The organism is Vagococcus changpingensis, assembly GCF_058211775.1.
Genome location: NZ_JBYVZB010000001.1, coordinates 223,736 through 240,568 on the forward strand (window position 1 = coordinate 223,736; position 16,833 = coordinate 240,568).

At 32.8% G+C, this 16,833-nt stretch carries 9 protein-coding genes; all 9 read left to right on the forward strand.

Annotated features, from left to right (window positions below; translation table 11 throughout):
* Window positions 1-105: 105 nt before the first annotated feature.
* On the forward strand, window positions 106-1,203 hold the full coding sequence (locus AC37UB_RS01220; RefSeq protein WP_490685192.1) for a WxLIP family cell surface protein: 1,098 nt from the start codon (window positions 106-108) through the stop codon (window positions 1,201-1,203).
* A gap of 23 nt (window positions 1,204-1,226) precedes the next feature.
* Window positions 1,227-1,898 (forward strand): hypothetical protein, encoded by a 672-nt coding sequence (locus AC37UB_RS01225; RefSeq protein ID WP_241698953.1) that lies wholly within the window; start codon window positions 1,227-1,229, stop codon window positions 1,896-1,898.
* A gap of 647 nt (window positions 1,899-2,545) precedes the next feature.
* The gene (locus AC37UB_RS01230) at window positions 2,546-5,368 is read left to right on the forward strand and encodes a MucBP domain-containing protein (protein WP_490685193.1); all 2,823 of its coding nucleotides are present in this window, start codon (window positions 2,546-2,548) and stop codon (window positions 5,366-5,368) included.
* Window positions 5,369-5,401: 33 nt separating this feature from the next.
* Window positions 5,402-6,469: a DUF916 domain-containing protein gene (locus AC37UB_RS01235; RefSeq protein WP_490685194.1), complete on the forward strand. Its 1,068-nt coding sequence runs from the start codon at window positions 5,402-5,404 to the stop codon at window positions 6,467-6,469.
* Window positions 6,470-6,762: 293 nt separating this feature from the next.
* Window positions 6,763-10,413 carry a pectate lyase-like adhesive domain-containing protein gene (locus tag AC37UB_RS01240; protein WP_490685195.1) on the forward strand — a complete coding sequence of 1,217 codons (3,651 nt, stop codon included), beginning with the start codon at window positions 6,763-6,765 and terminating at the stop codon, window positions 10,411-10,413.
* Window positions 10,414-10,620: 207 nt separating this feature from the next.
* Window positions 10,621-12,135: an FtsX-like permease family protein gene (locus AC37UB_RS01245; protein ID WP_490685196.1), complete on the forward strand. Its 1,515-nt coding sequence runs from the start codon at window positions 10,621-10,623 to the stop codon at window positions 12,133-12,135.
* A gap of 12 nt (window positions 12,136-12,147) precedes the next feature.
* Window positions 12,148-12,822 carry an ABC transporter ATP-binding protein gene (locus AC37UB_RS01250; protein ID WP_490685197.1) on the forward strand — a complete coding sequence of 225 codons (675 nt, stop codon included), beginning with the start codon at window positions 12,148-12,150 and terminating at the stop codon, window positions 12,820-12,822.
* The gene (locus AC37UB_RS01255; RefSeq protein ID WP_490685198.1) at window positions 12,815-14,248 is read left to right on the forward strand and encodes a PASTA domain-containing protein; all 1,434 of its coding nucleotides are present in this window, start codon (window positions 12,815-12,817) and stop codon (window positions 14,246-14,248) included. The genes AC37UB_RS01250 and AC37UB_RS01255 overlap by 8 nt, the downstream gene beginning before the upstream one ends.
* A gap of 144 nt (window positions 14,249-14,392) precedes the next feature.
* Entirely contained in the window at window positions 14,393-16,714 is a 2,322-nt protein-coding gene (locus AC37UB_RS01260) for a cation-translocating P-type ATPase (protein WP_490685199.1), read from the forward strand.
* Window positions 16,715-16,833: the final 119 nt, after the last annotated feature.

The window sequence follows — 16,833 nt, forward strand, 5'->3', positions numbered from 1 at the left end:
GTTAAAATACAAATAAAGAAAATCTGTCAAAGTCAGTGTCGAAACTGGCTTTGACTTTATGTGTTTTTAGAAACAAATAAAATAATGGTAGATGTGAGGTTTGTTATGAGGGGACAATTACGAGTCAGTCAAAAATTAGTGATGATATTAGGTGTTATGTTATGCATGATGATAGGATGGTCGCATGAAGCCTCTGCTGCAAAGGCAGAATCACCAACCGGTTTTAATTATAAAATCAATTATCCGGATAATCAAACTGATAAAAGTTTAGGTTATTTTAAATTAAACATGGAGCCTGGACAGGAACAAAAATTATCTATTACTTTTAATAATCCAAGTAAAGAAAAAATGTCTATTTCTGTAAAAATAAACAGTGCGAAAACCAACCAAAATGGGGTTATTGAGTATGGTGTTTCAACTTTAGAAAAAGATGCCTCATTAAAATATGATTTAAAGGATCTTTTAAAAGGCCCAGAAAAAGTTGAGTTAGCAGCAGATGCTACTAAAACAGTAGAATATACTGTGAAAATGCCTGATGAATCATTTGATGGTGTCATATCCGGTGGAATGGAAATACAAAAAGAAAATCAAACAGGGACAGAATCTAATGAAGGTGGCACCAAGATTGTTAATAAGTATGCCTATGTTGTAGGAGTGGTATTACAAGAAAATGATAAAGATGTACCACCTGAATTAAAACTAAATAAGGTAGGAGCTGGCCAGTCTAACTATCGTAATGCGATTTTTGTTAATTTTTCAAATATTATGCCGTCTTATGTTAATGACATGACGACAGAAGTTAAAATCATGAAAAAAGGTAGTGAAACCGTTCTTTATGAGAAAAAACAAACGGCGATGAGAATGGCACCTAATTCGTTTATCAACTACCCAGTTAGTATGAATGGTGAACCGATGAGTCCTGGAAATTATGAAGCAGACATTTTAGTGACGTCTGGTGAGAGAAATCAAACGTGGCATTGGAAGAAAGAATTTGAAATTACTAGTGAAGAAGCAGATAAATTTAATAATAGAGACGTAGGATTGGTCCAAGAAAAAGGATTTAATTGGAAATTAGTAGCAATTATTGTACTAGGTCTGTTATTATTAATTATAATCATTGTGTTGTTGATACGTAGAAAAAATAACAAAGATAAAAAATCTAAAAGTAAAAAAGGAAAGAATAAGCGACGCAGTAAAAAATAGATGAGTTATAGGGGTATAAAGATATGGTAGAATATTTGGAATGGATTTATATAGGGACATTATCGATTGGAAGCTTATCTGTGATAGGGTTATGCTATTTTATTTTTCGTTTAATCTCATTGCGTAAAAATTTAAAAACGTTAGATAAGAGTAAACCTAAAGGTAAAAAAGCAAAAAGAAATAAAAAGCGACAAAAGATAGCCTTAAGCAGAAAAAAACAGTCTATTCTTATTTTATTTATTGTATCTCTAGTCTCTTCACTGATATTTTTTGGAAGTTCAGCTTATATTAGATACTATCAAGCAATGAATTTAACGCCAGAAGATTCTAAATCAATTGTCACTTCTTATTATTTGATTCGAGATTTTGAAGATCAATTAAATTTATTAAAAGATAAAAAAGATGATCAAACGAAATTAGAACAAAATATTCGTCAATTATCAACCTCAATGGCAAGTTATGGTACCAAAAAGGCAAACACCCTAAATTCAGTAGATGGACAATTAGTATTAAATCGATATTACAATTCAGTGAAACAGTTGGGGATGAATGCCAGCACCCAAACGAAAAATTTTTATGGTAATAGTGAATTAGTGAATCAATTTTTAAAAGACATTCAGGGAGCAAAAGATTATGAAGGGGATGTCTTCAAGTATTATAAAGTAGATAAAGCTGTTTTGATAAAAGGAAAATAAATAAAAACGTTTGGTAGTTATACCGGCAAAATCACTTGGAAGATTATGGAAGATCAATCTTAAATGTTTATACATGAAGTATTCTTAATAATATTTAGAGCATAGATAAAGTATTGATACCTATCAATACTTTGTCTTTTTTTATAACATAAATCAAAGGAATATATCAAAATAAGATAGAAGTAAAGGCTGTCCATTTTTTATACTAACTAACTCTCAACAAAAAAGATTAAAAAAATAATTAGCAAACAAATTTATTATGCGTGTATTTGATAAATATGTGCTTTGTTGTTACAATAGGTTCATTGTATTAAATATTATTAGGGTGATAGTGAAAGATAGAAAGGAAATCTAAGATGCTTTTAAAGCCGTCTATCAAGCTGTTTCAAAAGAAAAAGCAATTGAATAAGTAACTTTTATAACAGATAAATGGAAAAAACAGTATTCACGAGTTGTCAAATTCTTCATGAATCTTGCTGTATTAACTCTTTATAACCTTCCTTCCTCAATCAGAAAGACCATCTACTCAACTAATTTAATAAGCAATTAAAAAATATACAAAGAGAACAGAACAATTTTCTGATGGATTTTCCATTTACACAAAATTCTTAACGCAACCATCAGTGTCTTTGAGAGGAGTTATATAAATGAAAAAGTTTGAAAAAATGATGATTAAGATAATATTTTTAATGAGTATGTGTTTTTTTAGTGTCCCTTTAGTGACTCATGCTGAAGATTGGGAAAGTATTACGCAACTCCCCGGTATGAATTTAGTAGGAGATGGGTATGATCCTCCCAGAATACCTGGAGAGTACGCCACTATTTTTCGGTACAGACCAGATGTGACGTATGATGTTGTTGGGTCAAATTCTAATGATGTTCATTCATATGACGGTGGGGGAAGTTATTACTTTTACGATAGAAATGATCAAACAGAAGAGAAAGATGGTCAAAAACATTATGTTCAATTAAATAATATCGCTATATATAACGGAGAATATATAGATTTACGTATCAACGTGGAGTCTCTTACCGGTCCTAGTGCTACCAGACATATTCAAATATATACTGCGAGAGGTGGCATTGATTTTATGAGAATGAATACTCGACCATTTAATACTCAGGCCAAAATAAGATACGAATTTTTAAGGCATGGTACGGAGGAAAAAATTCCTTATCAAGGGATGTGGAATTATAGACGAGTTAATTACAGGAAAACAGTTGATTTAAATCCAAATTCTATCCATTCTATGTATACCAATGCTGATACAGAGTTAATTTACGACAAAGATTATTTACCACTATATAGAATTGTGGGAGAAAGCGGTGGTGAGAATGAACAACAAACTTTTTCCATCCTTTTTGACGCACCCAAAGGTATGTTAAACCAAGGTATATTTATTAAGAATACAGGTGTGGGTTATTTAAGATATGATAGTTCTCCTGTTACAGAAGTCGAGTTACCAACTCCGCAAATTGTAGGGGAAGTAAACGAGACTTATCCAAAAGTAAATTATAAAGTCGTACAAGATGTTCCAAAACAGGAGAAGGATACATGGTATCCAAAAGATTATAAAATGTTTATTCAGTTAAATAAAGGAATAGATATTGACAGTATAGACATAACGGCTACAAACCAAGATGATAGAAATGCTGATTCGTATTTTACCTATGAGAAAGACGCAAAAAATAATCAAATTATTGTATCAGCAAGTGATGCTACTATGTCAAATGATAACTTTGTTGATAATGCTTATTTCTTTGCAATTTCTGGAAAGATAAAGGATAGAAAAGATTATAAGTCTTTATATAAAGATAATTATTACAATATTCCCGCTACTGTATTTTATGAAACGCAAAAATATAATAGTGTGTCTAAATCATCTTCTGCTAAAACGAGAGCCATTATTGAGGCAAAAGCAAAAGAGCAATTGGTTGCAACACATTCCAACACATCGGATTGGGTGAATCAACCTATTGAGACATTCTTTTCAGATATGGTAGGGGCTTTTGATACGGATGATTTGAAGATTAAGTCTGTTGAAGAAAAAACATTTACGACAAAAGCATCTGGTCAAAAAGTGGCTTTTGTATTGCAAGGAAAAGAATCAGGTGTTGAACTAGCTATTGATGTACCAGTAAAAGTATTAGATGAGAGAACCGTTAATTTAAACTATCTTGATACAAAAGGTGAGAAGATAGCCGATACAGTAGTAAAAAAAGGTTTAGAAGGCTTAGAATACGATTTTTCTTCTGAAAATAAGGAAATAGATAACTATCATTTTCTTGAGGTTGATAGTAAATATGACAAGGAAACAGGGACATTCCCAACAACTAATAAAGAATTAACGATTAACTTTGTTTATGAATTAAATCAGCAAAGAGTGACCATTAATTATAAAGATAGTGATGGAAAACTATTATATAAACAAGAAGAAAAACAACTAGATATAAATAAAGACTACAACATAGAATCTAGAGAGCTTCCAGGTTATCTGATTAAATCAGTTAAAGTTAATAGTAAAGAAGATGAATTAACTCGACGAAATGGAGTGACTATTTCATTAAGTAACAGTCCTGTAGAAATAGATTTTATTTATACACCAAATCATTTTTCTCTATTATTGACTTCGAACATATCTGATGTGACACAACATCATGATGTCGCGTATCAACTATTGATCAAGAGTGGTGTTGAAGATAATTCAGAATTAACTAGCAAGACTTATGTAAATACGGCTATTCAAATAGAGATTGATCCCAAATTAGAAAATATACGTGATATTGAAGTATTGAACAAACGTGGTGAAATAGTAGGGAATGGTCAATATAATAGTGAGACATCTAAAATAGATATTAGTTTAACATCAGATGTACCAAATACAGAAGACATTGTAGTAAACTATTTAGGAACGGTCAGTCTAGATGCTAAAACAGGCGATACTATCTCAACAAACGCTACGATGTCATCTAATTATTTGATGTATGGTAACTCCTTTACGATTAAAAAAGAGGCTAAAGAATTAACTAATAAAATTATTGGTAATCTGGGTCTAATATCTGCACCGAAAGAGGTTGATTTTGGGACATTTGTTTATGAAGCAAAAGACACGGTCATTAAAAATCCTAAAGTTGACAATCCTTTAGTGGTAATGGATACAAGAGATATGTCATCTAATACTGGGTGGACATTAACAGCCCAATTAATTGAACCACTTAAAGATAGTGATGGTGTCTTGTTAGATAGTAAGTTAACTTATTTACATGATAATCTTGAAAGTGAGTTAGGCATGGATCCAGTCGAAATTTATAAGGATCAGTCAAAAGAACAAAAAAGAGTCGATGTTACGAGTGTTTGGGAGAAAAATAAAAAATATGGTTTACAACTTAAGATTAATGCCAACTCCTCTCCAAAACCTTCTGAGTATGAAGGGAAGATTAGATGGGCTTTAGTAGCCGGTCAGCCATAATAGGTAAAAAATGAGTGTAAGGGGGTATAGCTATTGAAAAAATTAACATTATTATTAAGTTTAAGTATTTTGTTTTTTGTTATTCCTTTAACATCTCTAGGACAAACATCTGATTCATTACCATTAGGTTTTAGTGTAGAACCTAGATTTCCTAAGAATCAAATAAATAAGGATATTGATTACTATTACTTATTATTAAAACCAAATGAACAGCAAAAAGTATTAATGGATTTAACCAATACTAGTTCCGAAAAAAAAACAATAGATATCTCATTGCATTCCGCTAAAACAAATTCCAACGGCGTCGTAGAATATGGTGATTCTAAAATAAAAAAGGACGATTCTTTGAAAAATGATTTCACTCATATTGTCAGTGGTCCATCGAGTGTAGAATTAAATCCTCAAGAAAAAAAAACGATAGAATTAACGATTAAGATGCCTAAAAAACAGTTTGATGGCGTAGTATCTGGTGGTATCCAATTTATGGAAAGAAATCAAAATAGAAAAGATCGGTCAAACAATAGAAAAGAAGGCTCAGTCATTTTTAATGAATATGTATATATCTATACAATGGTGTTAAAAGAGACTGAGGTACAAGTAGAACCAAAATTAATTTTTAAAGGGATAGAGTATTTAGATAATAAACTTTATGTGAGTTATTCTAATGTAGCAGCAACCTATTTATATCATATGGATGTTGACATAAAGATAAGTAAAAAAGGTTATACCACTGCATTGTACGAAAAGAAACAATCCAATATGAAGATGGCACCTAATTCTAATATTACTATTCCAGTGGAAATTTTAGATAATTATCTTGATTCTGGCATCTATACTGCGAGTATTTCTGTAAAAAATCAGGATGGTATAGAAGAAAAATGGCATGAGGATTTTGAGGTTGATAAAGGTTTAGTAAAACTGTTGGGAGATAGTAATTCAACTTCTTCTCGTCATAAGAAAAAAAGCCATACCCTTCTTTATTTATTATTATTTTTTATCAGTATGGTCATATTAATCGTCTTTTTTATTTTTAAAAGAATGGTAAAAATTAATTCCAAAACGTTTTTAAAGAATTCGTCTAAAAAACGTAAAGGTAAGTAACGTATTATAAAAAGATAATAGATAAAAATTAATTTGTTTAATTAGTAGGAAAAAGACCTAGAAGTGAGATATCTTCTAGGTCTTTTTCGTTAAACTAAACATTTTTATTTTTTATAAAATTGAATTTTGGTGATATGTCATATAAGTATCATTGTCTTTTTTTTAAATACCTATTACAATGTAAGTATAACATTTAAGCATAATAACTGATTGTTAAGTTTATTAAATGTTATTTTGGAGTTAATAATCTAAAAAAGAAGTGGAGGTTATTTGTAATATAAGGAGGATAAAAAATGAGGAAAAAAGTTTTGTTGTTATGTTCTTTCCTATTAGTTTTTTTTGTTATGATAAGTGGAAGACTCGTTGAGGCAGAAAGTTCTGTTAACGTATCTTCATCATTAAGGCAAAATCAAGTAGTATCGAATAAGAAAGAATTTGGTAATTTCACGTATCTTAAAGATATAAGTCTAGATAGTCAAGGAACGGGAATTGTAGCATACAATGTTGGTAAAAGTATGGAAGATATCAAGGCGCTAAATGGTGATGAACAAGCGGCTAAAGAGATGATTTTATACGAGAGTGGCGCTACTGGTTATGGTTTGATGGGTGATGTGACAGACAAAATCGAAGTAGGAGACTTAGGTGATTTATTTTCTACGTCTTCTAATGATTTGGCAGAACATCATGTCACGTTAACAGTCCCAGCTGAGTATTCAGGTACTGGCAAAGCATTGTCTACCGATGTGATTATTTACACAGGAAAAGTGGCTAAGCCAACTACTTGGAACGAATTTGATACAGCTATTAGGGATCGCGATGTCACTGTTATTGACGTACAAAATTCTTTAAAAAATACAAGTAATGTAGGTAATGTTTCATTAGCTAATGCCAGAAAAGATTTTGTGTTACTTGGTAATGGTTATTCTATTGATTTTTTATTTGCTAGTTATGCTTGGAGAAATTTTAGAGGTCAAAGACTAAACGGAGCTTTGGTGACACCACATGCGATACTTGACAATTTAGATTTTTATGGCACTAATTATTACGGGCCTGTTTCTATGTTTGATACGACAAATTATGGAACATCGATTACATATCGTAATGTTTCGTATATTGGATCTCAAGTAACGGCAGCTTTTCAGGCTACTATAACGTTTGAAGGGAAAAATAGTGTATATACTAAAACAGGTAGCTATACTTCTTTTGATGGAAGTTTTGTTCGTTTATCTCAAGATAATCAAGCTGGTATTGAAGCTCATACCTTACGCTTTTCTGATGGCTCAGAAAATACATTTACTACTGATAATGGCGATGCTGTTATTTTAGGTAGTTGGTATTCTGATCAAGAACCTGTGAGAAGTATTCAACCATCTATGGTTATTGGAAAAAATGCTAAAGTGACGTTGAAAACATTAGGGAATATCGGTGAAAATAATGACTATTATGTTTCCAATAGAGATCCTAATTTATATTCTGTGATTAATATTAATAGAAATGGTCGGATAGATGTTGGTGAAAATTCAACATTAGTGGCAGAAACGGCTGAAGGAACGACTAGGGTACCGGTAAGATTGGGGTATTATGACAATTCCTATACCAGAGATTGGATTACGAGTGTTAATTTATCAAAAAATAGTCAATTTAATGTGAATATAAATGGACCTATTGCTAAGAGGCAAAATGGTACAGAAGAATATGCTGGTTTTATGTTAAAACAAAATTCTCAAATCAATGTTGGTGAAAATGCTAAACTAAATGTATCTGCTAGAAATATGACTACTGGAGCTCCTGTAATATCAATGGGAGTTAATTCAAAAATTAACGTAGCAGAATCAGGTAGTATGTTAATTAACAAAGATGGCGGTAGAGGGAACATCTTAAACTTAGGTGCCGATTCATTGTTTAATGTATCTGATGAAGGAAATGTAAAATTTGTTTCAGATGGTGAAGGAACCTCGACGGATTCCGTGATATACGGTGCTAATAAATCTACCTTTATTATTGGTGAACGTGGTCTCTTTACTTCCCAAATAAAAAACGGTTCTGGTACAAGAACCATGTTAGATTTTGCTTCAGGGGCGAATTTCAAATTTGCCAATGCTCGACGAATTGATTTAGATGTCCGCGGTAATGCTAATGCTTCTCTAATTGGTATGGCCACTGGTGACTTTTTAGCAGATATTCAAGCCGTAAAAGCTTGGACAAAAGAGGACGCGGGTCAATCAGATGATCATCCATCGTATGATTGGAGTCCAATGTATGGGATAGATATTCGCTATAATGGCAGTTCTCCTAGTAAAATTACGGCTAACAGTCTCACTTATAAAATGCGTGATGATTTTATTAATAATTACAAAACACAAAATATGTCACGTGTATTATTTGATTATATTCCCGATGTGAACATTGGCTTTGATGAGCTCAGTGATAATCCTAAATTATCAAGTAGTCAAGTCCTTAAAGGTGTTGTCAATAATGGATCAAGTGTAGCCTTTTATAAAGTCGTTGATGAAAAGGATCCTAGCAAGGACATTTTATTACCGAACGCAACCATTCCGTCTCCAGTAGAAGGAGAAGATAAAAAATATCATGTTATTGCAGGTAATGATGGAACCTATGAATTTCCTGTTCCAGAGACGACAAAATTAGTCGCAGGGGATAAAATTAAGGCTTATGGGTTCTTAAATGCCAAAGATGATTATGTCATCAATACGGTTCAAGATAAGACCCCGCCAACAGCGGAAGGCGCTCACTATTATTTACCTGTTCATGGGGAAACGCCAGATCCAAGTGTGTTAGTGACTAATGTCTCAGATACAAATCCTAATAATACACACTATACTTATCAATATAATGAAGCTAATCCAAAAGAAACGATTGATGCGTATATGAGTGAAATAGGAGACCACAAAGTCAAGGTTGATGTATCGGATGAAGCAGGTAATACAGCAACGATTGATACCACCCTTTCTGTGGTTGAGTCAAGTACTTATGTTTCTGGAGATGAGTTATCTATTTCATTTAAGGATTTACGTAATATGTCTGAAAAACAAATGAACGAGTACATCTTATCTAAAGGAAATATATCTGCGTATAAATTGTTAAATGGTAAAAAAATTGATTTAAGTCAAGTTGTTTCTGTTAAAGATTTGGGTGGTTTAGCTGATATTGAACAGATCAAATCAACCCCTTATACTATTTCTTTAGTTGTTTCAGCAAAAGATGCCGGTGAAGGAGTTAGTGATGATATCACTGGTACTATGACGGTAAAAGTAACCGATATTGATGCTGTTTTAACCATCAGTTTCATCAATGAAGCAGGAAAAGTGTTAGATGATTATACCACGACAGTTAAAGCGCTAGTTGGTGATACGCTTGATTTAACTAAAGACACACATATCAAGACCCAACAAGAGTTACTTAAATCAAATGGGTACTTACTTGGTCGTGGTCCAGATCAAGAAACTGCCTTTAAGGTAACAGATACGGAAATGACCCTTGTGTATTATGTAGAAGGGACTGTGATGATTCAATCGGTTCCAACGGTCTTAGATTTTGGAACAGTCAAATACATTGCGCGTCCTAATCGGGTTGAAAAACCAACCTATGATAAACCATTAGTTGTTAGTGACACACGAGCCAATGCGACAGATGGATGGATTATGTATGCCCAAATGAGCTCGCCACTTCAAACCACCGATGGAAAAGTATTAGAAGATGTTATTCATTATGTGTCTAATGGAAAAGATACTGTGTTATCTGAAAATTCCCAAGCTATTTTTAGTGATAAAGAAAACAAAGCAGGCATTTATGACATTAGTAATGGTTGGGGAGATAAGCCAAAATCTGATGGGATTAAATTAGAGTTAGGCTCTTCAGGTGATATTCATACTGGTAGTTATACTGGCGAAATTACTTGGAAGATTATGGAAGGTCAACCTTAAATAAGTACATATAAAATACCCTAAATATTTTTGGGGTATTTTTTTATAGTCATTTTTTAATCTAAAGTATGATGATTAAAATAAATTGAATGTTTCTGGATTAAACTATGAAAATTTAATGAATTTTATAATAAAGGGTGATAAAATGGGAGGTAAGACAATCAATGTAAAGGGAGTGAGAAAGTGACCTTTTTTAAGAGAGCCTTGTTGAGCATCCAAAGACGAAAAGGAAAGTCATTGATATTATTTTTGGTTATATTTATTTTAGGTAATTTAATGGCAGGGGCTATTGCTATTCAGCAGGCAACAAAGGGTGTTGAAACGAAGATAAAAACACAATTAGGCGCAAATGCGACTGTATCATTTAATCAAGACAAGTTGCAAGATCTAGATGACTCATCTAGTCAAACGCTAGACATGAAAGAACCAACAGCTAAAGTCTATCAAGAAATAGGAGCATTAAAGCAAGTAAAGTTTTATGATTACTCCATTATAGATATGATGCAAACAAAGAAAATAAAAAATGTTGAACCATCTGATGGAAGTTACAGTCGTAGTTACAATGGCTTATATTATTTTGATATTAAAGGGGCAAGTAGACCTGAGTTGATTGATGAACAATCAAAGAAAATAAGTTTAGTTGATGGTAGAAATTTTAATGAAGAGGACATAAAAAAAGGATCATCTGTTGCTATTATATCAAGTAAAGTAGCTAAAGAGAATAATCTTCATGTGGGAGATAAAGCTGTTTTTGATCGCACAATTGAACAGTATAATCAAGGTGGTTCTGATGATAGCAATGACGTTGAAACAAAATCTAAAGATTATCCTGTTGAAATTATTGGGTTATTTGATGTAAAAGAAGTAGAAGCAAAAAAATCAACTGGTAATTCACAAAAAGATAGTGAAAAGCAAATGAACCAAACAATTGATTTATATGATAAATTAAACACTATTTATTTACCAAATCATTACATTGAAAAAACACAAGCTGAAATGCTAGAGTTTACATACGATAATTTTCCAGATAATTTTTTAGATGAAAACGAAAAAGTAATGGATAAAGAGACAGTATTGAAAGAATTTTCTTATAAAAATATTGTGGCAACCTATGTTCTTAATAAACCTGAGGAAATTGAAGATTTCCGATTGTTAGGAGATCAAATACTAAAAGACGATGGGTTGGATTATTATAAAATCGAAGCGAGTGCTGACCAATTTGATTCAATAGCTGGACCAATTAAAGGAATGGCGAAAATTTCTAAAATCGTTTTAATGGCTTCTGTATTAGCCTCTATATTTATTATTACCTTGGTGACGATTCTTTTCTTAAGAGATAGAAAACATGAATTGGGCATTTACTTGTCATTGGGGGAAAAACGCCAAAAGATTGTGGGTCAAATTGTCGTTGAAGTGGTGTTAGTTGCGTTAGTTGCCATGACATTATCTGTTTTTTCTGGTAATCTATTAGCGAAAGGTTTTTCTGATTCATTGATGAGGACACAGCAAAATAATTCGATAGACGATAATATGATGATGTATGGCAGTCCAGTCGTTGACGTCGGTATCACAGAAGATGACGTCATGAGGTCATATGAAATAGCGTTAACGCCATCATATATTGCATTATTTTATTTGATTGGGTTGATTGTCGTATTATTATCAACGATTGTTCCTCTAGTCTATATCATGAGGCTGAATCCGAAAAAAATGATGATGTAAAGGAGCCAATCTATGTCAATCTTAAAAGCAAGTAAATTAAATTACTATTATCAAGATGGTGATACACGGCGCTTTATTTTAAAAAATACGAATGTCTCCTTTGAAAAAGGTCAATTTTACAGCATTGTAGGGCAATCTGGGTCTGGTAAGACAACCTTTTTATCTCTTTTAGCTGGATTGGATAAACCACAGGGAGGACGTATTTTTTACGAGAAAAAAAATATAGAAAAAATAGGTTATGATGAGTATCGTCGTGACTATATTAGTATTATCTTCCAACATTATAATTTAATTCCCTATTTAACAGCAGTTGAAAATGTGTTGGTTCCAATGGCAATAACGGATAATAAATTGCCAGAAAATGAGGAAAAAGTAGCTATGAATCTATTAGATTATATGGGTATATCAAACGATAAAGCTAAACGATTGGTGACGCAATTGTCAGGTGGCGAACAACAGCGTGTGGCAATTGCTAGAGCATTGGCAACAAACGTTGATGTTATTTTAGCTGATGAACCAACTGGTAATTTAGACGAAGAGATGGAACAAGAGATTGTGGACATATTTAAAATGCTTGCTCACAAACATAATAAATGCGTGATTGTAGTTACTCACTCGCCGGAAATAGCATTGCAATCAGATCATTCCTATCTTCTTAGAAAAGGAGTTTTAAAAGAGAATGTCTGACTTTCTATCAAATTTCGAACATGACAATTATAAACAAATATTAAATGATAAAAAAAGTAAAAAAGAGGAACAATTAGAAGAGAATGCAGAATTAGAGGACGATTTATTATCTGATGACGTCGATGGCAACAAATCAGTCCTTCCAGAACATGAAGGAAAAATAAGACGAAAAAAAAAGAGAAAAAGAAAGAGCCAACCTATTCCTAACCAATCTATTGTTCCAATAGAGGAAGAATCACTTGAAGATGATATTGAAATCGATCCAGATTATCAGAGCAAACAAACTAAACGCAAAGCGGTGATTGGGGCTTCGGTTGTTGGTTTACTACTCATTGGTTATATTATTTATTACCAGGTGACACGTGTAAGTGTTCCTAATTTTTCTGATAAAACGGTTGTTGATGCTAAAAACTGGGCATCAGAAAATAGAATGAAGCCAAAAATCGAACAGGAGTATTCTACCAAAGTCGAAACAAATGGTGTGATTAGTCAATCTGTCGCACCAAATAAGAAATTAAAAAAAGGGTCTAATATCACCTTTAATGTCAGTGAAGGGGCTAATCCCAAAGAAAAAATCACGTTACCTGATTTTGAAAAAATGTCTAAATCAGAAGTTGAACAATGGATAAGTAAAAATAAAGCGGATAATGTTTCCCTTATTGATGAATACAATGATAAAGTCGATAAAGGCAAATTTATTAAGCTTGAATTTACAGACAAAGAAGTCACTAAGGAAAATTATTTACGACAAGATATCGCGAATGTTTATTTTTCTAAAGGAAAAGAAGTGTTTGAAAAAAATATTTCAGTCCCAGATTTTAGTAAGAAATCTAAAAGTGATGTAGAAGAGTGGGCTAAGAAAAACGATATTAAAGTCGATTATAAAGAAGTGGACTCTGATAAAATTGAGGCTGGATTAGTTGTCTCTCAAACAGTAGATCCTGACACTAAGATAGCTAAACAGGAGTCTATGAGTGTTTCTATCTCTGTTGGAAAAGCTGTCGTTGTGCCTAATTTTGCTAACTATTCAATTGAAGAAGCAGCCAATGCAATAAGTGATTTACAAGTTATGACGAAAGAAGCTTTTTCTGATAGTGTTCCTTTTGGCCAATTGATTTCTCAGTCTATTGAAGCCGGAAAAAAATTAACGGGAAATGATGAAAAAGTCGTCAATGTTGTTTATTCTTCTGGAAGACCATATATTAAATCATTCTTCGGTCAATTAGAAGGAGATATCCCTAAATTAATTTACGATAACTTTAATTCAAAAGGGGCTTGTGTCACGTATGAAGTCTATTATGTGGATTCAGATAAAGAAAAAGGCCAAATTGTTCATGCAAATGCTTATAATCAATATATCGCAACAAACGCTCATTTAGTATTTGCGATTAGTAATGGAAAATATGCATCCTTGCCTGGTGAGTGATACAAACCTGACTAAGACATAATACGACGATTAAACTCCTAAGCTTTTCTAGTTAGGAGTTTAATTATTTGTTAAGAAGCTTTAAATTTGACGAAAAAATCTATACAATAATGGAAGAAATCATGAAAAGAGAGAGTAAATATAATGACAATGAATGAAAAAGGGTTGACCCAAGCGGAAGTTAACCAGCGTATTAGTCAGGGACAAGTGAATGATTATGTTTCTGATACATCAAAAAGCAACAAAGAGATTATTTATGACAATGTTTTTACTTTATTTAATTTGTTAAATGTTGTGATTGCTATCTGTTTAGCTTTAGTTGGGGCTTATAGCAATCTGTTTTTTATGGCTATTATTATCTTAAATGTGGTCATTGGAGTATCACAAGAAATTCGAGCGAAAAATCTTGTGTCACAGTTATCGATTGTGAACGAAGAAAACGTTGAGGTCTTTCGTGACAATCAAACAATCGGCATTCCCACCACTGAATTAGTATTAGATGATGTGGTTATTTTATCTGCAGGGCAACAAGTTCCTTCTGATATGGAAATTTTGTCTGGAAATGTTGAGGTAAATGAATCGTTATTAACAGGTGAGGCTGATCTAATCAAAAAATCAACTGCCAGTCAACTTATGTCAGGAAGCTATGTCACAAGTGGTCAATGTGTGGCCAAAGTGGTTCATGTTGGAAAAGATAATTATGCCGTCAGAATCGCTGAAGAAGCTAAAATTCATAAACCAGTCACTTCTGAATTAGTTGAATCGATCAGAAAAGTGGCAAAATTTACCAGTTATATTATCATTCCTTTGGGTATGATTTTGTTTTTAGAAGCGTATTTTTTAAGACAAAGTGATTTGAAATTATCTGTGGTGTCATCTGCTGCTGCCTTACTAGGTATGCTGCCAAAAGGAATGGTGTTATTAATTAGTATTGCTTTAGCAACAGGTGTGGTCAAACTAACAAAGAAAAAAGTATTGGTTCAAGACATGCACTCAATTGAAACATTAGCACATGTGGACGTGTTGTGTTTAGATAAGACTGGTACGATTACGCAGGGAAACATGTTGGTGTCAGAAGTGATTGATGTCAATCCATCATTCAAAGAAATAAACACAACCAATTTAATGGAAAACTATATTAATGCGACAGATGATAATAATTTGACCATGCAAGCCTTGCGTTCTTATTATCAAACGTCAACTAATTTAAATGTATTAGATACTTTAGCGTTCTCATCAGATAGAAAATGGGGAGCGGTACTGTTTGAAGGCGTGGGATGTGTATATCTTGGAGCGCCAGAACGTTTAGTGTCAGAAGATAAATTACCACAAGAAATTTATCAAGCGCAGGCACAAGGTAGTCGAGTCCTTCTTTTAGGGATCGATCAATCAGCCACTCAGCTAACTGATACAGTAGGAAATGTTGAAGCATTATCTGTCTTAATTATTGAAGATGCTATTCGAGAAAATGCAGAACAAACATTGGCTTATCTAGACAGTGAAGGGGTTGCGTTGAAAGTTATTTCTGGTGACAATCCAATTACTGTATCAAATGTAGCAAGACGTGCCGGTCTAAATCACTATGAGGAATATATTGATTTATCAATGATTGAAACAGAAGAAGAGGTCAAAGCTATTGTTGATGACTATACTGTGTTTGGTCGAGTGAGTCCGCAACAGAAAAAATGGTTAGTCGAAGCACTAAGACAAAAAGATCATGTTGTTGCTATGACGGGTGATGGTGTGAATGACATTTTAGCGATGAAAGAGGCAGACTGTAGTATTGCCATGGCTGAAGGGGATAATGCGACACGTCAAATGGCTAATTTGGTTTTATTAAATTCTGATTTTACTACCTTACCAGATGTGTTGTTTGAAGGTCGACGTGTGGTTAATAATGTGACAAAAGTTGCGAGTATCTTTTTTATTAAAACTATCTACTCATTTATCTTGTCCATTATTTGTATGGTAGCAGCAATTGGATTCCCATTTATTCCGATTCAAATTACGTTGCTTGATTTAGCAATAGAAGGCTATCCTACGTTCTTCTTATCATTTGAATCTGACAAACGTAAAATTACGACAAAATTTTTACCAACTGCCCTACGACGAGCGTTGCCAAATGCATTGTTAGTAGTCATTAATATGTTAGTGATCTATTTTGTTTCTCCAAAATTAGGCATTACAGGAATCGATCAAACAACATTAATGTATTACATGTTGATTGCTGTTAGTGCTATGGCAGTTATTAAGGCGTGTTTGCCATTTAATCCACTCCGATTATTTTTAGCGGTGACAACAACTGTTGGAACGTTTGTAGCGGCAATGCTATTTACATCATTATTAGAAATCACTTGGCTAAATGCTACTACATTACCTGTTTTTGTTGTGCTTGTTATTTGTTCGATTATTGGTAAGCTCATTTTAGATAAATTAATTACGGGTAAAATGGGATCTTTTAACTAAGCACAAATTGTTGCAAACTAAATGATTTATGTTATAATTTATTATGAAGAGTTATGTCGTGGTCGCGCTGATTTCAGTGCGACTTTTCTGACTTAATTATGTAAAAAGGGGATGACTTA

Bases quoted from the DNA above. Each gene is read 5' to 3' on its own strand.
- AC37UB_RS01220 (WP_490685192.1), top strand. From the start codon at position 106: ATGAGGGGACAATTACGAGTCAGTCAAAAATTAGTGATGATATTAGGT.
- AC37UB_RS01225 (WP_241698953.1), top strand. From the start codon at position 1,227: ATGGTAGAATATTTGGAATGGATTTATATAGGGACATTATCGATTGGA.
- AC37UB_RS01230 (WP_490685193.1), top strand. From the start codon at position 2,546: ATGAAAAAGTTTGAAAAAATGATGATTAAGATAATATTTTTAATGAGT.
- AC37UB_RS01240 (WP_490685195.1), top strand. From the start codon at position 6,763: ATGAGGAAAAAAGTTTTGTTGTTATGTTCTTTCCTATTAGTTTTTTTT.
- AC37UB_RS01250 (WP_490685197.1), top strand. From the start codon at position 12,148: ATGTCAATCTTAAAAGCAAGTAAATTAAATTACTATTATCAAGATGGT.
- AC37UB_RS01255 (WP_490685198.1), top strand. From the start codon at position 12,815: ATGTCTGACTTTCTATCAAATTTCGAACATGACAATTATAAACAAATA.
- AC37UB_RS01260 (WP_490685199.1), top strand. From the start codon at position 14,393: ATGACAATGAATGAAAAAGGGTTGACCCAAGCGGAAGTTAACCAGCGT.